Origin of the sequence: Arcobacter sp. s6 (assembly GCF_040884245.1) — a bacterium.
Lineage (GTDB): Bacteria > Campylobacterota > Campylobacteria > Campylobacterales > Arcobacteraceae > Aliarcobacter.
Window position 1 is genome coordinate 97,242 of sequence record NZ_JBEVTN010000001.1, and the last position, 23,177, is coordinate 120,418.

Below are 23,177 nucleotides of genomic sequence, written 5' to 3' on the forward strand. Positions count from 1 at the left end.
AAATTTAAGCTTCTTTAAATTTATTATGAATGTTAATTACCTCATTCCTATTTTCTATAAATAAATCAACAAGATTTGGATCAAAATGAAGTGATTTTTCTCTAATTAAAAAATCAAAAGCATCCTCTAAAGACCAAGCATTTTTATAAGGTCTTGAAGAAGTAAGGGCATCAAATACATCTGCAACCGCAGTGATTCTGCCAAAAATTGGAATATTTTCACCTTTTAATCCATTTGGATAACCTGTTCCATCATATTTTTCATGATGATTATATGCTATTACTCCACCTGCTTTTAAATATTTACTTTTAGAACCTTTCAAAATTTCATAACCTATTTTGGCATGATTTTTCATTATTGAAAATTCATCATCATCCAATTTTCCAGGCTTTAAAAGTATATTATCAGGTATTCCAATTTTCCCTAAATCATGAAAAGGAGAAGCATAAAAAATTATATCTTGTAAACTTTCATCTAAGCCATATGCACGTGCAAGTAGCTTACAATAGTGAGCAACTCTTTGGGTATGTGCGTTTGTTTCAGGGTCTTTGTATTCTGCACTTTTACCCAACATTTGTAAAGTTTCATACTCTGATTCTTTTAACCTAAAAGTTGCAGCTTCAACCTCATTTTGTAGTAATAACGCTTTGTCTTGTAATAAAAGTTGAGATTTTCTAAGTTTTAACATATTTATAATTCTTGCTTTAAAAGCAGGCGCATTAATTGGTTTACTTAAAAAATCATTAGCTCCATACTCTAAGGCTTTTATTTGGAGATTCATATCATCACCAACAGCTGTTAACATTATAATAGGAGTATTTTGATTTTTCTCTCTAAATACTTGAATAAACTCTAAACCATTTATTTCAGGCATCATATAATCAACGATAACTAAATCATAATCTTTTTGAAAGGAAGCTTCTAAAGCCTCTTTTGGATTTAAAAAACTCTCAATTTCTAAATTAAGAATTTTTGCATAACTTTCAATAATTAAAAGATTCGTTTTATTATCATCAATAGAAATAATTTTCATATTCTCAAGATTCATAACTTACTCCTAAATAAACATTAATTATCTAATCTACAATATAATACTTCATCAACAACTGCTCTTGCAATTTGATTAGTTTCCACAACCACATGCTCTAAATGTAAACCTTGTAAAGCTTCTTTATCAGCTTCACTTGTAACCGTTACAATAGTTTTACTATTATGTGTTAAATCACCAACTGCTTCACAAATTAGATGTAATACTTCTGGATTATTAACAGCAACAATAACTGCTGATGCTTTTGTAATATTTACAGAATTTAAAATATGTCTTTGTGCTGCATTTCCAAATACAATTGGTTCATTTCGCTCTTTACCTAGTTGATAAAATTTAACATTGTGCTCTAAAATTACATATTTTTGTCCAAAAGTTTTTAATTCTTTTACAATAGCTTGTCCAAATCTTCCATATCCTAATACTACAACATGATTTTCTGTATCTTCAGAAACATTATGAGTATTTGTTATCATCATCACATCTTCAGGTATTAATTTAGCTGCTGCTTTTGATAGATTTTTTAAAATTATTGGAGTTAAAATCATTGAAATAACAATTGTTACAATAAGAATTTGAGAATGTGTAGGATCAACTAAGTTTTTACTTCTAGCTAATTCTAAAATTGCCAAAGAAAATTCTCCAATTTGGATCAAAGATAATGCAGTTTTAAAAGCTACTCTTTTATTATCTTCATATCTAACTAATCCATATATAACAGCAAATTTTATACCCATAACTACTGGTAATAGTAAAATAATCACAAAGAAATAATCATAAATTATTTTAAAACTTATTTGCATTCCAACCGTAATAAAAAATACACCTAATAAAATATTTCTAAAAGGTATAAGGTCAGCTTCAACTTGATGCTTAAACTTTGTTTCAGCTATCATCATACCTGCAATAAATGCTCCAAGAGAGTATGAAAACCCAAAATAATATGCTAAATATGCAGAACCCATAGCAAGAAGTAAAACAGAAGCAACAAAAAGCTCATCTGATTTAGTTTGTGAAACATATTTTAAAAAAGGTTCTAATAAATATTTACCGCTAAAATATAATAACCCAAGTAAAACTGCAGCTGCAAAAACTGTTTTACCAATTGTTAAAGTTAAATTTCCTTCTTCTGTCATAGAAAAAAATGAAATCATTAATAAAATAGGAATAACAGCAATATCTTGCATAATTAAAATACCAAGAACTCTACGTCCATAAGGTTTATTTATTTCTTTTGTTTCATTAAATGTTTTTAATACAATTGCGGTTGAAGATAGGGCAAGGGCTGTTCCTATAATCATAGCTGTTTGTGTTTCTAAGCCAATTACAAATTTTGCAATTAAAAAAACAAACATTGTCGTAATAATAATTTGTAAACTTCCTGTTAAAAAAACTTCTCTTTTCATTTTTTTTAAATGAGCTATAGAAAATTCTAAACCTATTGTAAACATTAAAAAAACAACTCCAAACTCAGCTATTTCTCTTAATTCATGGTTATTAACCGCAGTATGAAGATTAAAAGTATAAGCTATAATTGTACCTGTTAATATATATCCAATGATTGTAGGTAAGTGTACTTTTTTTAAAATTAAATTTAAAATTAATGCAATAAGTGTAGTAGATACAATAATTCCTAACATTTATTTAACTCCTTCATAATTTTATTTATAATGCATTTGTTTATAGCCTTCAAGCCTTTTTTTATAGGCTGAATTTAACATTGCATTATTTGAGTCTAGAAAATCAATTGCTAAGCATTCTTGATTACCACGCCCTATTCTTCCTAAATATTGAACTAATCTTCCATAATAAGAAATGGGAGTAACGAACATAATTGTATTTAAGTGTGGAAAATCTATACCTTCACCAAAATATGAAGTAGTAGCAATTATCAAAGACTTATTTTTTACTAAATTCATATTCTCCACTTGCTCTTTTTTATTTAAGCTTCCATGAACACAAATATAATCAAGGTTTTCTTTTTCTAATAAATTTTCTAGAATATTTATATGCTCTATTCTATCAGTTAAAACTAAAATTTTTCTTTCAATATTAGTTTTTATTGCATCAATTATTAAATTATTTCTATTTTCATCAAGACAGAGTTCATTTATGATTGTAGCATAATTATCAGCATTAGTTTGAAACTGTGTTCTAATTATTTGTAGTTTATTTGTATGTGTTCTTTTCTTTTTATATTCATAAGAAATTTCACCCAATTGTTGATATAAAATTGGTTGTAATTCATCTTTCCTATTTGGTGTTGCACTTAAACCCAAAAGATATTTACCTTTAAAATTCTTAATAATTTGTTCAAAGGTAATTGCTGGGATATGATGACACTCATCAACTATTACAAAAGAATAGTTATTTATTATATCAGGATCATTTTTTAAACTTTGCATTGTTGCCACATCAATACTTCCATTTAATTTATTATGACCCTTACCTAAATAACCAATATCTTTTTTTTCATAGCCAAAGTAATCAACAAATCTTTCAATCCATTGATTTAAAAGCATATTTTTATTTACTACAATGATAGTTGAACAAGCTCTTATTTCAAATATTTTTGCCCCTAAAAGTGTTTTTCCAAAACCAGGTGGAGCAACACAAATAGATAAGTCTGTTTTTTTTATCTCTTTTATAGCATCATTTTGTTCAGGTCTTAAATTAAAAGTTACTTTTTTTGTTTCAATTTTTTTGTAAAATCTATTATCTGTAAAAGAAAAATTTACAGCATTAATATTGAAAAAATCAACTATTTGTTCTTTTAAACCACGAGGTAAAATTAAATATTTTTCATTCTCTTCAAAAGATTTTATATATTTGGGTGTATTATATAAAGGCTTTCGTAAACTCAATAAAGTTTTAATTTGAGGATTCTCAAAAGTTGCAAAAGATTTGAGTTTATTTATTAATGATTTTGATAAATTTAATGTTGGGATATAAATAGAATCAAATAAAACAATTTCTATTTTATTAAGAGGAAAAACTATTTTTTTATACTCTTTTTCTTGATTTAAAGAATTTGGACTTTCTCCAAAACTACAAACTAATTGTGATGAAATCTTTTGAACATTATTTAAAATTTGCCATTGATCTTCATATATTTTATTTGTATTAACATCAATAAATACTGTTTTATTTTTATCTCTAAATTTTAAATTTAGTGGAAGTTCAAGTGAAATTCCTAAGCTTTCTCTTGTTGCAAACTCTTTATTTGGATAAATTTTTGCTGAAACGTTTGCTTTTCTTAAAATATAAGAAGCAAAATTAAAAACAATTTTAGAAGAAATTTCTTCTTCTAAAAAAATCCATACAAATAAAGAGTTATGAGAATTTAATTCATAGTATGCTTTTATATTTAGTGAATTTAATACTATTTGTAATTTAAATTTATCTTCGTCTAAAATTTCAAATACCACAAATTTTGACATGTTTTTTTGATTTATACAATAAGTAGCTAAAAAAGAGATACCTCTTAAATGTTCTTCAATCTCTTTATTTGTAAAAGGTAAATAATCTTCACCTTTAAAAGTAGCAGTAACGGGATAAAAACCTTGTTTAGAACCATCTTGACTAATCCATTTTTTAGCAAAAATATCAAATCTTCCTATAAATAATGATTTAAAAAGTTCTATTTTATCATTTTTTGAAAATTTTCTTTTTACAAAAAAAGACTCTTTTTCTGCTTTTATCTGAAGTTTTAGAAGCTCTATTTCTTCTTCTATTTTATTTCTTTGAATATAAAGATTTTCTAATTGTTGTTCAAGATTTGTCATTATAACCAATCAAAGTTAAAAATTTTTCAACAACTAAAAATGAGCCAAAAACTAAGTATTCTTCATTTTCATCTATTTTTATTGTATCATCACTTAGTAAACTCAATTGCTTTATAACTTTTTTTAAACTATTCTTTTCAACTATTCTTTTATCTTCTAAAGGAATTATTATTATCTTTTTAATAATTGGCTTTAATATTTTTAAAACTTCTTCATAATCTTTATCTTTGTATGAATTATAAATAAGTGTAATTTTTTTATTTTCAAACTCTTTTACGATAACTTGTGCAGCAAGTGGATTATGTCCCACATCTATAGTTATATTTGAAGTTAATTTTTGATATCTTCCAAAAAGTTTTACATCATCAAATAAGTTTAGGTCAATATCAATTTTTAATTCATTTAAACAAGCAATTACTAAATGTAAATTTCTTTTCAAGTATGATGCAAACTTATCATTTAACTTATATTTATCAAACTCTTTTAGTTCAATTATTTCAATACTTCTATTTCTTTGTTCTAATATTTGTTTTTTTACTTCTTGGGCTGTTTTACTAACATCATCAAAAACTTGATAACCTATAAGCATCTTATTATCAACTGAACGCATCTTTGTAGCTGCAATTTCACTTACAGTATTTCCAAGAAAACTTTGATGATCAAGACCAATTGTAGTAATTAAAGATAGATTATTTTCAACAACATTAGTTGCATCAAACTCACCACCAAGACCTGCTTCTAAAACTAAATAATCAAAATCTTTTGATAAATAAAAAGCTAATAATGTTGTATATTCAAAATAAGTTAATTTATTTAGCAATTCTATTGGAAGTAACTCTTGTAAAAACTTATGTGCTATTTGTAAATTTTCATCACTTACATCACTTCCATTTATCCAAATTCTTTCATTGAATTTCATAATATGAGGAGAGCTATAATGTAAAACTTTATAATCTTTTTTATGTAAATAGTGAGCTAGAAATCTTCCAGTACTTCCTTTTCCATTTGTCCCAACAATATGAATAACAAAAGGAAGAAATATTTTTTGTGATAATAAATCCCAAGAAGATTTTACAATTGTAAAATCTATCTTGTCGTAGTAGAGAGTTTTATGTTCTAAAAACTCTTCTAAAGTAGCTTTTTTTAAATCAACTTGCATATTTATTTAAATGAAGATACTGCAATTTTCGATAAAACTTCGTCAAAAGCATTTTTTGCTGATTGTGTAATAGCATCATATCTTTTTGTTTCAGTAATAGTTGTTCCATCATCAATAGAGAAATCATACTCACCATCAACTGTAAAAGATTTTCTTATTCCATTATCTTTTCTAAAATATTTAACTCCTAGAACAACAACTACATTATATAATTTATTATAACCATCAGTTGTATATGATAAGGTTTGAAAGCTTATCGAATTTATAGAAATATCCATTACAACATCTGCATTTTCTTCACTATTAACTAAATTAGAACCTAATTTTTGAATTAATAATTTATTCATCTCATCTTTTACAATAACGGAGTTTTTTGGATCAGTTAAACTAATCATTGTTCTTACATAAACATTACCTTCCATCTCTTTTTTCGCATAATAACTTGATGGCTTATATCCACAAGATACTAAAGAAAAAGATATGACAAAAGTAAAAACTACAAATAGCATTTTTTTTAAAATATGCATATTTTGATTATCCTTTTATTACAAAGTTCACAAGTTTATTTGGAACTACAATTTCTTTTACAAGCTCACTAGTACCCAACCATTTAGCAGCTGCAACTTTTGCAAGAGCTAAAATTTCTTCTTTAGAAGTATCAGGAGCCACTTCGATTTCACATCTTTTTTTACCATTTACAGTTACAGCTAAGATAATTGAATCAAGTGTAAATACCTCTTCTTTTATTTCTAACTTTTTATCAAAATTTGAAAGCTTGAATAATTGATTTGATAATTCCCAACAAGCATGAGGAATAATAGGTTCTAAAATATTTGTTAATACATAATAACCTTCAGACCAAACAGCCTCATTTTTTTGTGCTTGTAATGCATTTAAAGCTTCCATACAAGAAGCAATTAAAGTATTAAAAGTGTAAGTTTTTGTAAATACTTCATTTGATTTTACAAGAGCTTCATAAACTTTCTTTCTAGCTTCTTTTTCCTCTTTATTTAAAGAAGAGTGATTAATTGATGTAAAAGTATCTAAACCATTAGAAGTTACATTAGCAGCTCTTTCATAGAATTTTTTAATAAATCTATATGCTCCATCAACTGCACTATCATTCCACTCTAATTCTTTTGTTGGAGGTGCAGCAAACATCATAAATAATCTTGCAGTATCTGCTCCATATTTTTCAACAATTAAATCAGGATCAACAACATTTCCTTTTGATTTTGACATCTTAGCACCATCTTTTAAAACCATACCTTGAGTAAGTAGTTTTTTAAAGGGTTCTCTTGAATTTGTATAACCTAAATCATTTAATACTTTTGTAAAGAATCTTGCATATAAAAGGTGTAAAATTGCATGTTCAATTCCACCAATATATTGATCAACATTCATCCAATAATCACTATCAGATTTTGAAATACCAACTTCATTCCAAGATTTTGGATTTGTTGCATATCTTAAGAAATACCAAGAAGATTGAACAAAAGTATCTAAAGTATCTGTTTCTCTAATGGCTTCTTTTCCACAAGATGGACAAGCACAGTGTTTCCAAGTTGGATGTAAATCTAAAGGATTCCCTTCACCTGTGATTTCAACATCTTCAGGTAATGCAATTGGTAAATTTTCAATTTTTTCTGCAACTAATCCACAATCATCACAATGAACAAAAGGAATTGGAGCTCCCCAATATCTTTGTCTTGAAACTCCCCAATCTCTTAGTTTAAAGTTGATTTGTTTAGTTCCAAGTGAATTTTGTTCAAAATGATAAATAATTGCTTTTTTAGCTTTAGTATTTGGAAGTCCTGTAAAACTTTCACTATCTATTAATTTACCTTCAGCTGTATATGCTTCACTTTGATTTTCAATAATTCCAGCCTCACCAATAATTACTTGTTTGATTGGTAAATCATATTTTTTTGCGAATTCAAAATCTCTTTGATCATGAGCAGGAACTGCCATAACAGCACCACCACCATAAGATCCAAGAACAAAGTTTGCTACCCAAACAGGAATTTTTTCACCAGTTAATGGATGCATAACATCAATTTCAAGAGAGATACCTTCCTTATCTTGTGTTGCTCTATCTCGCTCACTTACTTTCTGCATATCTTTTATAGCTTTTATCTTTTTTTCTGGTAAAAGATTATTATCAACTATATATTTTACAATTGGATGCTCAGGTGCAAGTGCAGAATAAGAAACTCCATAAATAGTATCAGGTCTTGTTGTAAATACGAAATATTTAGTGAATTCTCTTTCAAGTTTTGCTTTAGAATCTTTTGATAATTCAAATTTAAATTCTAAACCTTCGCTTCTTCCAATCCAATTTTCTTGCATTGTTAAAACTTGTGATGGCCAGTCATTTTTTAATAAATCTAAATCATCTAATAATTCTTGAGCATACTTAGTAATCCCAACATAATATCCAGGCATCTCTTTTTGTTGAACTTCATTATCACATCTCCAACAACATCCTTCTTCCACTTGCTCATTTGCTAAAACTGTATGACATTCTTCACACCAGTTTACTGTTGTAGATTTTCTATAAAGAAGTTTTTCCTCATACATTTTAATGATAAATTCTTGTTCCCATTTTGTATATAATTCATCTGAAGTTGCAAATTCTCTAGTTTCAGAAAAAGATAAACCTAGAGCTTTTAATTCATCTCTCATATAATCAATATTTTCATAAGTCCATTTTTTTGGATGTAGTTTATTTTTTATTGCTGCATTTTCAGCAGGCATTCCAAAACTATCCCATCCAATTGGATGTAAAACATTAAAATCTGATTTTCTAAAATGTCTTGCAAAAGCATCACCTAAGCAGTAATTCCTAACATGACCCATATGAATTCTTCCACTTGGATATGGAAACATACTTAGTATATATTTTTTTTCTTTTGTTTGATCATCACTTGGCTCAAAAGATTGATTCTCGCTCCAAAAATTCTGCCATTTTTTTTCAATATCTTTTGAATTATATTCCATTAAAACTCTTCCTTGTCTTGACTTTTTGCACTCTCTATTAAGGCCAATGCTATAGAGAAAACATTAGCAACAACTGCACCTATTGCTAAAGATATAGCTAATGGTAAATCATTTGTAAATGTAAGTACCAAAAACGCTGGGATTAAGTGTAAGTCAGCAACTAACGAGCTAGCTAATAATTCAGCTGCAAGAAGATTTTTAACACCAAGTTTAAGTATTGTTGAAATTACGTTAACACCTGCTGCTACAAATAATGCAATTGCATTTGGCTCATATAAAAACCCTGCTGTTGTTGTTAAAGACATTAGTGAAAAGAAAATATAGGTTACTTTACCCCAATCCATTTTTATCCTTTAGATATAATTTTTGCTTTTGTTAAAGCAAATATAATAGCTAAAAAATGATAAAAAATTGCTTTTCGCTTTTTTGTTTAATCCATCTTATTTCTATTTTTAAAAGCTATTAACATTTTATAGATTAAATAAAATATTATAAGTTTTAATAAAAGTTGACTTATCATATAAAAACCAAAACCACCTAATGTAACTTCAAAAATATTCAAATTATGAAGTAAAAGATTAAAAGATAAATCACTTGTAGATAAAAGATAAATACAAATTGAAACATAAAGTGTAAAAGTAAAGAATTTTTGTTTTTGCATAAATATAAAATTATAAATACTATACCAAATAAATAAAACTATTAAAATTGCTATTAATAATTCTTTAAATATTCCATTCGGTATATATTCAACATAGCCTTTTGCTACGTCTAAAAATTGGTATTCAATAAAAGATGAAAAAAATTCTAATACTAAAATCCAATTTAAAGCTAAAAGCCAATTTTTACCATTCTCTGATGTTATTAAATCAAATTTATTTTTCATTTCTTTTATTGAAAAATTATTCTTATTTATTGAATCTTCTTGCATATTTTTTCCTATTTTATAAATAGAATTAATTTAGTCGAATTATTTTTTATTGTATCAAATTTCTCAATAAAATATATTATTTTTTATTGTTTGATGGGATCTTTTTTTTATGATATTTTTAATTTTTAATAAAAAAAAGGAAAGGGCAAAAGCCCTTTCCTTTTCATAAAAACATAATTTAATTGATTCAAACTAAAAAAATAAATCAAACTGTACCTTGTTCATACATAGCTCTCATTTTTTCTTTTTCTCTTTGTTTTTTTATTTTATCAGCCTCTTTAGCTCTAAAATCATCTACAGAGAATTTTAATTGAACTAAAAATGAAGCTGCAACAAAGATTGATGAATAAGTTCCTACAATAACTCCTACAAATAAAGTGAATGAGAAGCCATAAATAATTTCTCCACCAAAAAGTAATAAAGTCGTAACCACAAACATAACAGTTAAAGACGTAAGTGTAGTTCGAGATAAAGTTCTAGTAACAGATAGATTTATCACATTTTCTAAAAGATTATCTTTTGTATTTTGAATATTTTCTCTAATTCTATCAAATACAATAATAGTATCATTAATTGAATATCCAAGAAGTGTCAAAATTGCAGCTAAAATATCTAAATTAACTTCAATATTAAATAAACTAACAGCTCCCATAGCAATTGTAGCATCATGTAATAAAGCCAAAATTGAAGCTACTGCAAATCTCCATTCAAATCTAAATGATACGTAAATTAGCATAGCAATCAAAGATAAACCTAGAGCCATTAAACCTTTTTCTCTAAGTTCTCCACCAACTTTAGGACCAACCATATCAACTCTTCTAATTTCAAAATCACCTGTTGAAACTAAAATTTTATGCATCTCATCACCAATATCATTTACTAAATCAGCTGAGCTTCCAGTAATTCTAATAACAACTTCTTCATCACTTCCAAATTTTGTTATAGAAGCATTATTGTATTTTGTAGCCTTTAATGTATCTCTAATCTCATTAATTGGTGCTGCTTTTTCATATTTTACTTGAATAATTGTTCCACCAGCAAAATCAATTCCAAAATTTAAACCTTTTGTTAAAAGCAAAATAATTGATGCTATTACTAAAATACCAGACAGACCTAAAAAGGCTGTTCTTTTACCCATAAGATCATATATTTTTTCTGTTTTAAATATTTCCATTATTTCACTCCAAACCATTTATTTAGATTTTTATCTCTAGTAATTTTAGGTAATAATGCTTCATACATACCGTGAGTTCCCAGAATTGCTGTTAACATTGAAGTTAAAATTCCAATAGAAATAGTAATAGCAAACCCTTTAATAGGACCTGTTCCATAAGCATATAAAATCATTGCAGCTAAAAGTGTAGTAATATTTGAATCTACAATTGCTCTAATTGCATTTGAATAACCATCTTCTACAGCTTTTGCAATGGATGCACCCTCATGTAAAGCTTCTCTAATTCTTTCAGTAATAATTACATTTGAATCAACCGCCATACCAATAGTAAGTACAATTCCTGCCATTCCAGGAAGTGTTAATGTAGCTCCAAACATTGCCATAACAGCTATAATTATAAATACATTTGCAATAAGAGCAACATTTGAAATAACTCCTGCTCTTCTATAATAAATTATCATAAATACAAATACTATAAAAAAACCAGAAACTAAAGCAATAGTTGATGATCTAATTGAATCAGCTCCCAATGATGGACCAACACTTCTTTTTTCAAGTAAATTAACAGTTGCAGGTAATGCTCCACTTCGAAGGGCAATTGCCACATTTCCAGCTTCAGCAACTGTAAATCCACCTGAAATTTGACCACTTCCCCCACCTATTCTCTCTCGTATATTTGGTGCTGAATAAACTTTTCCATCTAATACAACAGCTAATCTTTTTCCTACACTTTTACCTGTAAATTCACCGAAAATTCTAGCACCAGTTGAGTTAAGTGTAAAATTAATAATTGCTTGATTTGATTGATCAAAAGCAACTTGTGCATCAATAACTTGGGAACCATTTAAAATAGGAATCTCTTTTACAAGATATTTGATATTAGGATTATTTGTATCTTCTAAAATAACATTACCATAAGCTGCTGCTTGTGATGATGTCATAGTATTAACTTGATCAGCCCTTTCCTCATCAACCGCCATTAATTCTAAATTAGCTGGTTTTGAAATAAGTTCACGTGCTGCTTTTTCATCCTCTACTGTTTTAATTCCTGGAAGTTCAACTACAATTGCCTCTTCTCCTTGTCTTAAAACACTTGGTTCTGATAAACCAAATTGATCAAGTCTATTTCTAATAGTTTCTACGGCTTGATCTACTGCTAAATCTTTTGTTTTAGCAATATCTTCACTTGTTAATTTTAAAGTATATTTTAATTCTTCTTTTGAAATATCCAAACCTTTGATTTGTTTTAACATTTCATCCATTTTTGGAATTTCATCAGCATCTAATACTGTAAAAGTAACACTATCTTCATTTATTGATAAGCCATCTATTAAAAGCTCTTCATCATCTGAAAAATATTTCACTGATGTAGCAATTGTTTTTATTTTTGAACTTACAGCTTCATGAGTATTAACCCCTAAAAGCATATGCAATCCACCTTGTAAATCAAGGCCTAGTGATATTTTTTTACCTGAATCTGTTTGTAATAAAGAAGGTATTGAAAGTACAACACCAAAAATAATACTTAATATAAATATTATGAGTCTATAATTAAAGATTTTCAATTCTTTTCCTTGAGTTAGGGTTATAATTTGAAGTAAATAAGATATGTAAAAATTACATATCTTAGAATTTGAAGAATATTACTCTTCTAAAAGTTTTGCAACAAACTCTTTAATAAGCTTCATTTCAGTGCCATCACTGTTTTTTACTACAAAATATGTATCTTCTACTTTTGCAACTTCTACCATTAAGCCACCATTTGTTACAATCTTATCACCTTTTTTCAAATTAGAAACCATTTCTTTATGAGCTTTCGCTTGTTTTTGTTGTGGTCTAATAATTAAAAAGTAAAAAATTGCAAATAATGCAACTAGAGGTAACAATGAGCTTATTAAATCTGTACTCGAACCTTCCATCAAATTTCCTTTTAAAAAGTAGTTTATTATGTTTTTACTAAAACGCGATTATTCTAACAAAAACTTCATAATAAAAGGCTTCATCACTGCAATTTTATTAGCTTCTTTTATGTACTTGAGCTATTTTAACATTGAATATAAAATTTTAAATACTATTTTAGGTCTATTAGCTATTTATTTATTATTGGTAATTCCAAAAAAAGCACTATTTGTTGCTGGTTTCCTATCAGGTGTTTTATGGTGTAATTGGATGGCTGTAAGCATGCAATATTATGACTTAACTTACTTAGCTCCTGTTTTTATAACTGGAATTAGTCTTGTTTATGCTTTAATTTTTTATCTATTTGCACTTTATGATAGATTAGTTTTTAGAATAATAGCAATTTTTGCATTTACTTTTTTTGCACCTTTAGGTTTTAATTGGATGAAGTTTGAATTAATATTTGTTGATTCTTATATAGATATTTCTAAAGTAGCTTTTTTTCTTGTTCTAGTTTCTTTTTATTTTATAATAAAACTAAAAAGATTTAAAATTATTGGAATAATACCTATTTTATTTGCATTAAATCTAGGAAAAGGTGTTTATATCCAAAACCCAGAAGCTAGTATATATATGCCACAAATGAATATAAAACAAGAACTAAAATGGGAAAAAGATTACCAAAAGATTTTACATGAAAACAATTTTGAAGAAATAGCAAAAGCAATTGAATCAAAAAAAGATTTAGTAGTATTGCCTGAAACTGCTTTTACAACAGTTTTAAATAGAAATGCTGAATTACTAGAAAGACTAAAAGAGCTTTCAATGGATATTGATATAATTACAGGTGCTTTATATGTAGAGGATAAACAAATTTATAATGCTTCTTATCACTTTACTAAAGGTGAAATAAAAGTTGCTAAAAAAGTTGTGTTAGTTCCTTTTGGTGAAGAGATTCCCCTTCCAAAATTTTTCGTTGATTTAATAAATAAAGTATTTTATAATGGTGCACAAGATTATTCAAAAGCATCAGCACCAACTGATTTTATAATCAAGGGAGAAAAAATTAGAAATGCTATTTGTTATGAAGCAACTACAGATAAAATTTTTGAAAACTTAGGTGATACAAAGTATATGATAGCAATATCAAATAATGCATGGTTTACTCCATCTATTGAGCCAACACTACAACATCTTTTACTAAAATTTTATTCAAGAACATATGGTGTTACTATTTTTCATGTTGTAAATGGAAGTCAAAATAGAATATATAGACCTTAATTTAAATTATAAAGGCTAAACTCTAATGTAAATCTTTAGGGTTTAGTTCACTTAGAAATAATAAGAAACTCCAACTTTTACTTTCTCATCATTTTCTTTATACAAATTATCATTTATATATTTTAAAGTCAGAGAAGCATTTTGATCTAATTTATAAGTTCCAAAAACTTCAAACTCATTATTTTCAAGACTCTTATTATATTTATCATATGAATATTTTAATCCAAGTTTTATGTTATCAAATCTATTTGTTACTAAACCAATACTTGAACCAATTGAATATAATTGATCTGAATTTTTATAATATACATTTGAACCTATCATTAAATATACAAAATCTTTATTATTTCCATAAGTAAGACCTGTTTCTGGCTTAATTTTGAAATAATCACTTTGGTCTTTAAAATGTTCATATCCCAAATCAATTCCCCATGATAGTGGTTTAAAAAACATATCTCTAGGGGCTAAAGATTTTATTTTAAGTAAGGTAAATCTATCTAATTTTATATTTTCATCTTTTTCTTTTTTTAAGTTAGCCTCAAAGAAATCAATATAAGCCCCTTGTAAATATCCATCACTTATGTCATATATATCATTGTAAACAGGCTTTGCTGATAATTCAAAGCTATCATCTGAACTATAATAGAAAGAAACTCTTGCTGAACCGTGAGAATCTAAAGGATTTTTAGGAGCTTTAATATCATAATCTGAACTTTGACTATAGGTACTTCTTTGTTTTAAAAGCTCTAAATATTTACTTAAATACTCTTTTTTATCATAATCATTATTTGCTCTTTGATATTGTAAATAAGAGATTTTAAAATCTAGATAAGATACTTTATCATCTATACTTAATGCCTCTTGTAAAGGTTCATTATCATTTACAAAAGAGTTTAAATATTCTTTATTTTCTATTTTTTCTTCCAAAATATGTTTCATTTTTTTCATTGATGAATACCTAAACTTTGACTTTTTTATTAAATCATAAGGCTTTAAAATTTTAATAGTATCCAAAGGAACGGTTTTCAAAGTAAAATGACTAACTAAATCTAAATCACTTCTTGCAATTTCAAGTAACCACAAAATATTATATGAGCAATTTTCTTTAAAAAAGAAATAATCAGAATATACATCTTTTAATTCATATGCATGTAAAACCAATCTATTTATTTCATCTTGTTTTAAATCTAAATCATATTCCCAAATATCTCTTTGCTCAAGATTATTATATTCTTTGATTTTCTCATAATAAGGTAAAATTGAATATCTTCCTTCATATTCTCCAAATAAACCTTTATAAGCAAAAATAAATCCATTTGTATCTGTTGTTTTAGCTGCATAATTTATTGCATTTGATATTAAAGGAGTTTCTTCATCTGAGGAAACTCGTAAAAAAGTATGACCATACATTGAAGCGGGTGAATTTATATGAGCCGTTGGGAAAACCATTGTTACTTGCTTTGCATCAATTGCTCCTAAATATTCATTTAATTTTGGACAAGAGTAAGAAACAATATCTTTTTCTAATTGGGGAATGTTTTGCTTTAGCCACTTTACTCTTAAAGGAAATCTGCATAAAACATCATTTTGTCCACTTTTTAAAGAGTTTATAGTTTCAAATAATTCTTTTTTTTTATTTGTTTTACCATCTTTTGAGATAAAAAAATTATTTGAATCTATTTCACTTGTACCATTTCTATAGTGTAATAATTTTAACCAATAAGAGTTTTCATAAAGTTTGTTTTGTTCTATAAAAGAGTTTATTTCAGATGAAGAAAAGCACGAAGTTGAAAATAGAAAAGTAAGTAATAAATACTTACTTTTTCTATTAGAGATATTACATATATTTAGCAATTGAATCAATAACAGTAGCTGAAGTTACATTTTCACTTGTATAAATATTTGAGAAATTTGCTTGTAGTTTCGCAGAAAATGCAGGAGTATTTTCAACATTCATAAGTTTTGCAACAGTTGCTAAAGTTTCACCCTTACCTGCTGAAATATCTAATGCTAATTCATCCATATTTTCACCAACAAATTGATTTAATTTATCATTTGCAACAAAATTAGATGGTTTATTACAATTTGATGTACCACTTGTGATTCCAAAAGTTTGGCTTCCTGATGTTCCATTTGTAGTTGCTGCTAATACTTGTAGCATAACTGTACTTTGATCTTTAATTACAAGAGAACCTAAACCACAACCTGTATTATCATTTGCATACATTGATGTTGTTAAACCAATTGCTGCGATTAAACTAATTATTTTTTTCATATTTATCTCCTCTAAATTTTGATTCATTCTAGTATCTTTTTTTTAAATAATTACTTAAAAAATAATTATTCTAATACTTTTTTAAAATTTCTTTTATAATAGTTTCTTTTCCTAAGTGTTCATCTAGTTGTAAATCAAAAGCAAAATCTAGTATTTCTTTAAATTTTTGAGATGGCTTAAATCCTAAAGCTATTAAATCACGCCCTTGAACTAAAGCTTTAATAGGCTCATTATGAATTTCAAGCTCTTTTGCTTTTTCTAAAAGCCAAGAAGTTGCATTATAACATTTATCTTTATTGGGAATATCTCGACCTAAACAATCAGCTAAGCATACTAAACATAAATCTTCTATATTTACTTTTAAAGAGAGTCTTTTGATAGCTTTTAATGATGATTCTGCGAGATAAAGTTGAAAAGGAGTTAAATGATTTTTTACTAAAGAGCAAACAATTTCTGTAAATTTTTTTTCATTTGTAAGTTTTGATAAAAAAGATATTGTAGGTTCTATTCCTAAATTTTCATGTTTATAAGAAGTGATTTTACCATTTATTTCTTGTGTACAAAAAGGCTTTCCAAAATCATGACAAAGAACTCCATAAAATAAATACAATTTTTTGTATTCATCTTCTATATTTTCTTCTTTAATTATTTTTGATAATTCATCAAGACACATCATTGTATGAATCCAAACATCACCTTCAGGATGATATTCTTTATCTTGAACACATCCAATTAATGCTTTTAACTCAGGGAAATATTTTAAAATTCCTAATTCATAAATAAGTTCAAATCCAATTGAAGGTTTAATTGATTTTAAAAAAAGCTTTTTTAACTCTTCAAAAATCCTCTCTTTTGGTAAATATTTTAACTCATCTTTTAAAACTATTTGTTTACAAAGCTCTTTTGTTTTTTCTTCAAATTTAAAATTAAACCTACTAGCAAACTGAACAGCTCTATAAACTCTTAAGGAATCTTCTATAAAAGTATTATCATCTATGTGTCTTATAATCTTATTTTCTAAGTCATTTATCCCACTATAAGGATCTATAAACTCTTTTTTTGAAAAATCATATCCTATTGCATTAATTGTAAAATCTCTTCTAATAGCTGCTTGTTCAAAACTTAAATTAGCATTTGTTATAACTTCAAAGTCCTGATGAGTATTTCCAATTTTTTTCTCAGTTCGGGGAAGTGCAAAATCAAAATCATAAGAATCAACTCTTAAAGTTAATACTCCAAATGATTTTCCAACCAGTTTAACAGAACCAAATTTTTGCAGGGATTTTTCAATAGTTTCATAAGAGTCTATTCCAAAGATTTCAACATCATAATCTTTTACAGGAATATTTAAAAAATAATCACGAACACAACCACCTACAAGAACGGGAGCAGCCCCTAAATCTTGTAAATCATTTAATATATCTTCTAATATCTTAGGTATACTAAATTTTGTTGTAGTGGTGTACATCTTGTTGTGGGAATGGTATAGAAATACCTTCTTCATCAAATCTTAATTTTATTGTCTCTGTTAAATTAAATTTAACATCCCAATAATCAGGAGTTTTAACCCAAGCTCTTACTACAAAGTTTACAGATGAATCAGCCAATTCAGAAACTGCAACTGTAATTCCTTTATCAATTAATACTTTTTCATGTGAAGAAATAATATCATTTAAAACTTCTTTTGTTTTTTTAATATCATCTTCATATCCAATCCCAACAACTAAATCAACTCTTCTTGTATCATTAGCATTTATATTTGTTATTGAACCACTTGTAATTGCACCATTGGGAACTATTATTTTTTGATTATCAGGAGTTATAAATACAGAGTTGAAAATTCCAACTTCACTTACACTTCCTGTAACTCCAGCAGCAGTAACAACATCACCTACTTTAAAAGGTTTAAACATAATAATCATAACACCTGAAGCAAAATTACCAAGTGAATCTTTAAGAGCAAGTCCAATAGCTAAACCAGCAGCTCCAAGTATTGCTAAAAATGAAGTTGTTTCAACTCCTAGTTTTCCTAAAGATGTTAATAAAACTACAATCATTAAAGCGTAATAAACGATATTTTCTAAAAACTTAATTAAAGTTTCGTCCATACCTTTTACTTTTCTTAAAACTTTTCCAAGTAAAGCAACAATTTTATTTACAGCCCATTTACCAATAATAAAAATCAGTAATGCCATTATCAATGAAAATGCATATCCACCAACAATTTCAACTATATTATCAGGTATATAAGAGCTAATATCTTTTGTTAAGCCTTCAATGTTTTTTTCTAATTCTTTTTCCATTTATTTCCTTTTTCGAAATTGCATAATTTTAACATAAATAAATTAATATATTATTTCAAAAGTTCTAAAATTTTTGCACTTACTTCTTCTATTTTAACATCTGTTTTTTCTAAAGTTTTTCTGTCAACTAATTCAACAAAGCCATCAGCTAGTTTTTTACCAATAACAACAGCATAAGGAAATCCTATAAGTTCAAAGTCTCCTATTTTAAAACCAAATCTTGCATTTATTCTATCATCTAAAATAACTTCAACACCAGCTTGTTTTAATTCATTATAAATATTTTCACCCGCTTGTGCTTCTTCATCTTTTTTAGAGTTTGAGACAATAATATCCACCATAAATGGAGCTGTTTCTTTTGTCCAAATACATCCTTTTTCATCATGATTTTGTTCAATTACAGCAGCAACCAATCTTGAAACTCCAATTCCGTAACATCCCATTACAAATGGTTGTGCTTTTCCATTAGAATCTAAGAAATTTGCATTCATAGCACTTGAATATTTAGTACCTAATTGAAAAATATGCCCAGCTTCAATTCCTTTTGTGTATGATAATATTCCACCACAACAAGCACAAGTATCACCCTCTTTTACAGCTACTAAATCTGCAAATTTTAGACCCTCTATTGAAGTTAAATCAACACCTTTTAAGTGATAGTTTTCTTCATTTGCACCACAAACTAAATTATTATCTTCTTTTAATTCATTATCAACTATAACTAAAACATCTTTTGGTAGATTAACAATTCCACAATAACCTGCAACTAAATCAGATTTTGTAATATCATCTTCACTTGCATCTTCAAGCTCTAAAGCACCAACAGAATTACAAGCTTTTGTTTCTTCTAACTCATCAATTCCTCTTATAAAGAAAACTACTGTTTTTGTTTTATCTTCAAAAATTGCATTTTTGATAACAGCTTTCATAGAATAATATGCATCAGCATTTAAAAATGAGCTAACTTCTTCTATTGTTTTACAATTTGGAGTTTCTATTTTTTCAACTGAAATTGTTTTTAATTTTTCTTTTCTATTTGCTTTTCTTGTAGCAGCTTCAATATTAGCACCATAATCACAAGAATCACAAACAACAATTGTATCTTCACCACTATTTGCAAGAACATGAAACTCTTTAGAACCACTTCCACCAATAGCACCACTATCAGCTTCAACTACTCTAAATTCTAAACCAAGTCTTGTATAAACTTTTTTATAAGTTTCTTCCATAAGATTAAATTCTCTTACTAAATCTTCAGTAGATGAATGGAAAGAATAAGCATCTTTCATTAAGAATTCTCTCCCTCTCATTAAACCAAATCTTGGTCTTGCTTCATCTCTAAATTTTGTATAAATTTGATATAAATTAACAGGTAAATCTTTATATGAAGTAATTCTATTTTTTACCATATTTACAGCAGCTTCTTCATTTGTAGGAGATAAAACATAATCACTGTTTTTTCTATCTTTAAATCTTAGAAGTTCATTTCCCATAGTTGTAGCTCGACCTGATTCTTCCCATAAAGAAAGAGGTGTTACAAAACCAAATTGAACTTCATTTGCTCCACTATTATCCATTTCTTCTTTTACAACCGCTCTAATTTTATCTAAAACAATTTTTCCCAAAGGCATATAATCATAAATTCCAGCACCTGTTTGAGAGATAAATCCAGCTCTCAATAAAAATTGATGTGATGGCAATGTTGCATCATTTGGAGTTTCTTTTGTTGTAGGTATAAACATTTTGCTAAATTTCATATACTATTTTCCTATTTTTTTAATTTATTTCTAATTGTTCTTAATTCAATTTTTTATTAAATGATCACATTTATATTTATTTGATCTATTTGAATCACTTGCTAGTCCAAACATATTTTGAACCGCTCCTACAACTATATCACACTCCATATTTTTTGAAATATCTTTTAATTGTTTAGAAGGATTATGTAAATATTCTGTTATAACCGTTTGACAAAGTTTTCTAATATTTTCTTCATCATCTACTCTTATGTAACCTTTTTTAATAGCATTTTTCACTTTTTTATCAATAATACTTTCACCTTTTACATAAAGATGTTTTACTACAGGCTCAATTTCAAGTGATTTTAACCACTCAAAAAATTCAATTGACATTCTGCTTACAATTCCGTATGCTGTTTTTGCTTGTTCTGCTCTTAAACTCATATTTTCATTTACTATATCTTGTAAATCATCTACTGAATAAATTTCTAAACCATTAAGTGAAATATTTTCATCAATATCTCTTGGAACTGCTATATCAAACCAATATCTATCAATTGAAGCACTAGGAGCATTATCTTTAGTTATTATTGGATAAGGAGCAGCAGTTGCTGTTATCATAACTGGAATTTTTGCTAAAAGATTTGATAGCTCACTATATGGTTCAACACTAACATGAACTTCAAAAGAGTTTGCTAAGATTTGAGCTTTTTTAATATCTCTACTTGTTAAGATAACATCAAAACCTGAAGAGATAAGATGCTTAATTGTAAGCTCACTCATTTCTCCTGCACCTACGACTAAAGCTTTTACACCTTTTGTATTTTTAATAATATCTTTAGCTTTTGCAACAGCAGTAGAGGCAACAGAAACAGAGCCTGTTCCTAAAGATGTAGCGTTTCTTACATTAGCTGCACATTTAAAAGCATAGTGCATTACTCTTGTTATATTTGAAGAACAATAATTTTGTGCTTGTGAAAATCTAAATGCATCTTTTAATTGTCCTACAATCTGTGTTTCCCCGATAACTAATGAATCAAGTGCAGAAGCTACTGAAAAAAGATGATGTACTGCACCATCATTATCATATATATCAGCTCTTTCATATAAAATATCAAAATTAATTCCTGAATATAAAGATAATTTTTCGATAATATTTTTTGCACTATTTTTTATATTTGAAGATCTAGTGATGATTTCAACTCTATTACAGGTTGATAATAAAACAACTTCTTTAGTATGTTCATTTTCTAAAAGAACTCTTATAAATCTATCTTTGTCTTCACTACTACCAAAAGCTAGTTTTTCTCTCATTTTTATATCTATATTTTTATGAGAAAAACTAATTACTAAGTAACTCATTTAAAACTCTCTTTCAATCATTGCCTTCATAATAAATACTAAAGTTTCACTATCTTTTTCATTTCTTACTGCATTAATACCTATATTTCCTATTTCTCTAGCTTGAGAAATTGAATCTTCTAAAGCTTTCGTAATATTCATTTGTTCTTTAATCCACAAGATTTCATCAGTATTTAACTCTTTTTTATATAAAGATTCTAATTTTGTTTTGTTTTCTAATCGTTCATGAAGTAAAAGATATGGAATGGTAACTTTACCTTCAGCAAAATCTGACATTGCAGGTTTGCCCAAAGTTTGTGAATCTTGTGTAATATCTAAAATATCATCAATCATTTGAAAAGCAACACCTAAATTTCGTCCATATAAGGCATATTTATTTTCATCAAGTCCAGCTAAAATTGCTGCTGCTTTTGCTGCTGCTTCTATTAATGATCCTGTTTTTTTATAAATCATATCTAGGTATTTATCATAAGAAGTATTAAAAGTTTCAGCCAAATCAACATCTAACATCTCACCTATACTTAATTGTGTTACTGAGTTTGAAATAGTATAAGCAACTTTTTTATCCATTAAAGTCAATTCTGTAAATGCTCTTGAATATAAAATATCTCCAAACATAATAGATGTTTTATTATCGTAAAGTGCATTAACAGAAGGTTTACCTCTTCTTATATTAGCTTCATCTATAACATCATCATGTAAAAGTGATGCTGCATGAATCATTTCTACAATAGCACAAAGATTAATACTTTCAGGAGTTACACCTGCAATTTTTAAAATGAGTTTAGATCGCAACATTTTTCCTGTTGCTAAATTATTAAGTAAATCTAAACTTTTTTTATGATTACAAACTTCAACAAATTCTCTTATTTGATTTTTAACTTTATCTAATTCTTCCACTTAAATTTTTACCTTATGAATCTAATCTACAAATAATTTCACCTGTAAATTCAACATATAAACCTTTTTTCATAGCTTTTACTTCTGACATATTATCTAAAGTATAATCCTTAATGTATTGATTGATATCAAAGTCTTCACCCTTATCTTTGCTAATAATCATTTCTAAAACTGCTAATTTTTCAACAATTTTATCTATTTCTTCTTCAACAATATCTTTTGAAGCTTCTCTACTTACATCAAAAAACTTTGATTTCGGGCTTCCCATAAAAATATCATCTTCATCTTCTGTAAACCAATCTTTAAATGTTGACATGTGTATAT

General features: G+C 27.0%; 20 protein-coding genes. 1 reads left to right on the forward strand and 19 read right to left on the reverse strand.

Annotated elements, in window-relative coordinates; all coding sequences use genetic code 11:
* Window positions 1-4 precede the first annotated feature (4 nt).
* The 11 genes from ABVS04_RS00445 to yajC form a co-directional block, all read right to left on the reverse strand.
* A complete protein-coding gene (locus ABVS04_RS00445) occupies window positions 5-1,048 on the reverse strand; it encodes an HD domain-containing phosphohydrolase (protein ID WP_368028678.1) in 1,044 nt (347 codons plus the stop codon).
* 20 nt (window positions 1,049-1,068) lie between these two features.
* A complete protein-coding gene (locus ABVS04_RS00450) occupies window positions 1,069-2,685 on the reverse strand; it encodes a cation:proton antiporter (protein WP_368028679.1) in 1,617 nt (538 codons plus the stop codon).
* A gap of 21 nt (window positions 2,686-2,706) precedes the next feature.
* Complete coding sequence (locus ABVS04_RS00455) at window positions 2,707-4,830, reverse strand: DEAD/DEAH box helicase family protein (RefSeq protein WP_368028680.1); 2,124 nt, start codon at window positions 4,828-4,830, stop codon at window positions 2,707-2,709.
* The gene (locus ABVS04_RS00460; protein WP_368028681.1) at window positions 4,817-5,989 is read right to left on the reverse strand and encodes a Mur ligase family protein; all 1,173 of its coding nucleotides are present in this window, start codon (window positions 5,987-5,989) and stop codon (window positions 4,817-4,819) included. The genes ABVS04_RS00455 and ABVS04_RS00460 overlap by 14 nt, the downstream gene beginning before the upstream one ends.
* A gap of 2 nt (window positions 5,990-5,991) precedes the next feature.
* A complete protein-coding gene (gene lptE, locus ABVS04_RS00465; RefSeq protein WP_368028682.1) occupies window positions 5,992-6,516 on the reverse strand; it encodes an LPS assembly lipoprotein LptE in 525 nt (174 codons plus the stop codon).
* A 7-nt stretch (window positions 6,517-6,523) separates the two neighbouring features.
* The gene (leuS, locus tag ABVS04_RS00470; RefSeq protein ID WP_368028683.1) at window positions 6,524-8,989 is read right to left on the reverse strand and encodes a leucine--tRNA ligase; all 2,466 of its coding nucleotides are present in this window, start codon (window positions 8,987-8,989) and stop codon (window positions 6,524-6,526) included.
* A complete protein-coding gene (locus tag ABVS04_RS00475; RefSeq protein WP_368028684.1) occupies window positions 8,989-9,333 on the reverse strand; it encodes a DUF6394 family protein in 345 nt (114 codons plus the stop codon). The genes leuS and ABVS04_RS00475 overlap by 1 nt, the downstream gene beginning before the upstream one ends.
* 86 nt (window positions 9,334-9,419) lie before the next feature.
* Window positions 9,420-9,920: a hypothetical protein gene (locus tag ABVS04_RS00480; protein WP_368028685.1), complete on the reverse strand. Its 501-nt coding sequence runs from the start codon at window positions 9,918-9,920 to the stop codon at window positions 9,420-9,422.
* Window positions 9,921-10,125: 205 nt separating this feature from the next.
* Complete coding sequence (gene secF / locus ABVS04_RS00485; RefSeq protein WP_368028686.1) at window positions 10,126-11,094, reverse strand: protein translocase subunit SecF; 969 nt, start codon at window positions 11,092-11,094, stop codon at window positions 10,126-10,128.
* Window positions 11,094-12,659, reverse strand: coding sequence for a protein translocase subunit SecD (gene secD, locus ABVS04_RS00490; RefSeq protein WP_368028687.1), 1,566 nt, complete (start codon window positions 12,657-12,659; stop codon window positions 11,094-11,096). Before secD ends, secF begins: the two co-directional genes overlap by 1 nt.
* A 78-nt stretch (window positions 12,660-12,737) precedes the next feature.
* The gene (gene yajC / locus ABVS04_RS00495; protein WP_368028688.1) at window positions 12,738-13,013 is read right to left on the reverse strand and encodes a preprotein translocase subunit YajC; all 276 of its coding nucleotides are present in this window, start codon (window positions 13,011-13,013) and stop codon (window positions 12,738-12,740) included.
* A gap of 28 nt (window positions 13,014-13,041) precedes the next feature.
* Here yajC and ABVS04_RS00500 point away from each other — a divergent pair, with 28 nt between their 5' ends.
* Window positions 13,042-14,274 (forward strand): apolipoprotein N-acyltransferase, encoded by a 1,233-nt coding sequence (locus tag ABVS04_RS00500; protein WP_368028689.1) that lies wholly within the window; start codon window positions 13,042-13,044, stop codon window positions 14,272-14,274.
* Between the two features lie 51 nt (window positions 14,275-14,325).
* Here the strand turns inward: ABVS04_RS00500 and ABVS04_RS00505 are convergent, their stop codons facing one another.
* From ABVS04_RS00505 to ABVS04_RS00540, 8 genes are all read right to left on the reverse strand, one after another.
* Window positions 14,326-16,128 (reverse strand): DUF4105 domain-containing protein, encoded by a 1,803-nt coding sequence (locus tag ABVS04_RS00505; RefSeq protein WP_368028690.1) that lies wholly within the window; start codon window positions 16,126-16,128, stop codon window positions 14,326-14,328.
* Window positions 16,112-16,549, reverse strand: a complete 438-nt coding sequence (locus tag ABVS04_RS00510; protein WP_368028691.1) for a DUF3015 family protein — start codon at window positions 16,547-16,549, stop codon at window positions 16,112-16,114. The genes ABVS04_RS00505 and ABVS04_RS00510 overlap by 17 nt, the downstream gene beginning before the upstream one ends.
* Window positions 16,550-16,619: 70 nt before the next feature.
* Window positions 16,620-18,017 carry a CCA tRNA nucleotidyltransferase gene (locus ABVS04_RS00515; protein WP_368028692.1) on the reverse strand — a complete coding sequence of 466 codons (1,398 nt, stop codon included), beginning with the start codon at window positions 18,015-18,017 and terminating at the stop codon, window positions 16,620-16,622.
* Window positions 17,992-18,852 (reverse strand): mechanosensitive ion channel family protein, encoded by an 861-nt coding sequence (locus ABVS04_RS00520; protein WP_368028693.1) that lies wholly within the window; start codon window positions 18,850-18,852, stop codon window positions 17,992-17,994. The genes ABVS04_RS00515 and ABVS04_RS00520 overlap by 26 nt, the downstream gene beginning before the upstream one ends.
* Window positions 18,853-18,902: 50 nt before the next feature.
* Window positions 18,903-20,609, reverse strand: a complete 1,707-nt coding sequence (locus ABVS04_RS00525; RefSeq protein WP_368028694.1) for a proline--tRNA ligase — start codon at window positions 20,607-20,609, stop codon at window positions 18,903-18,905.
* 45 nt (window positions 20,610-20,654) lie between these two features.
* Window positions 20,655-21,953, reverse strand: coding sequence for a glutamyl-tRNA reductase (gene hemA, locus ABVS04_RS00530; RefSeq protein ID WP_368028695.1), 1,299 nt, complete (start codon window positions 21,951-21,953; stop codon window positions 20,655-20,657).
* The gene (locus ABVS04_RS00535; RefSeq protein ID WP_368028696.1) at window positions 21,954-22,853 is read right to left on the reverse strand and encodes a polyprenyl synthetase family protein; all 900 of its coding nucleotides are present in this window, start codon (window positions 22,851-22,853) and stop codon (window positions 21,954-21,956) included.
* 13 nt (window positions 22,854-22,866) lie between these two features.
* Entirely contained in the window at window positions 22,867-23,169 is a 303-nt protein-coding gene (locus ABVS04_RS00540; RefSeq protein ID WP_368028697.1) for a DUF2018 family protein, read from the reverse strand.
* Window positions 23,170-23,177 lie beyond the last annotated feature (8 nt).

What these genes read in the sequence shown, in the direction of transcription:
- ABVS04_RS00445 (WP_368028678.1), bottom strand. Translation starts at nt 1,048, where the DNA reads ATGAATCTTGAGAATATGAAAATTATTTCTATTGATGATAATAAAACG.
- ABVS04_RS00450 (WP_368028679.1), bottom strand. Translation starts at nt 2,685, where the DNA reads ATGTTAGGAATTATTGTATCTACTACACTTATTGCATTAATTTTAAAT.
- ABVS04_RS00455 (WP_368028680.1), bottom strand. Translation starts at nt 4,830, where the DNA reads ATGACAAATCTTGAACAACAATTAGAAAATCTTTATATTCAAAGAAAT.
- ABVS04_RS00460 (WP_368028681.1), bottom strand. Translation starts at nt 5,989, where the DNA reads ATGCAAGTTGATTTAAAAAAAGCTACTTTAGAAGAGTTTTTAGAACAT.
- lptE (WP_368028682.1), bottom strand. Translation starts at nt 6,516, where the DNA reads ATGCATATTTTAAAAAAAATGCTATTTGTAGTTTTTACTTTTGTCATA.
- leuS (WP_368028683.1), bottom strand. Translation starts at nt 8,989, where the DNA reads ATGGAATATAATTCAAAAGATATTGAAAAAAAATGGCAGAATTTTTGG.
- ABVS04_RS00475 (WP_368028684.1), bottom strand. Translation starts at nt 9,333, where the DNA reads ATGGATTGGGGTAAAGTAACCTATATTTTCTTTTCACTAATGTCTTTA.
- ABVS04_RS00480 (WP_368028685.1), bottom strand. Translation starts at nt 9,920, where the DNA reads ATGCAAGAAGATTCAATAAATAAGAATAATTTTTCAATAAAAGAAATG.
- secF (WP_368028686.1), bottom strand. Translation starts at nt 11,094, where the DNA reads ATGGAAATATTTAAAACAGAAAAAATATATGATCTTATGGGTAAAAGA.
- yajC (WP_368028688.1), bottom strand. Translation starts at nt 13,013, where the DNA reads ATGGAAGGTTCGAGTACAGATTTAATAAGCTCATTGTTACCTCTAGTT.
- ABVS04_RS00500 (WP_368028689.1), top strand. Translation starts at nt 13,042, where the DNA reads ATGTTTTTACTAAAACGCGATTATTCTAACAAAAACTTCATAATAAAA.
- ABVS04_RS00510 (WP_368028691.1), bottom strand. Translation starts at nt 16,549, where the DNA reads ATGAAAAAAATAATTAGTTTAATCGCAGCAATTGGTTTAACAACATCA.
- ABVS04_RS00515 (WP_368028692.1), bottom strand. Translation starts at nt 18,017, where the DNA reads ATGTACACCACTACAACAAAATTTAGTATACCTAAGATATTAGAAGAT.
- ABVS04_RS00520 (WP_368028693.1), bottom strand. Translation starts at nt 18,852, where the DNA reads ATGGAAAAAGAATTAGAAAAAAACATTGAAGGCTTAACAAAAGATATT.
- ABVS04_RS00525 (WP_368028694.1), bottom strand. Translation starts at nt 20,609, where the DNA reads ATGAAATTTAGCAAAATGTTTATACCTACAACAAAAGAAACTCCAAAT.
- hemA (WP_368028695.1), bottom strand. Translation starts at nt 21,953, where the DNA reads ATGAGTTACTTAGTAATTAGTTTTTCTCATAAAAATATAGATATAAAA.
- ABVS04_RS00540 (WP_368028697.1), bottom strand. Translation starts at nt 23,169, where the DNA reads ATGTCAACATTTAAAGATTGGTTTACAGAAGATGAAGATGATATTTTT.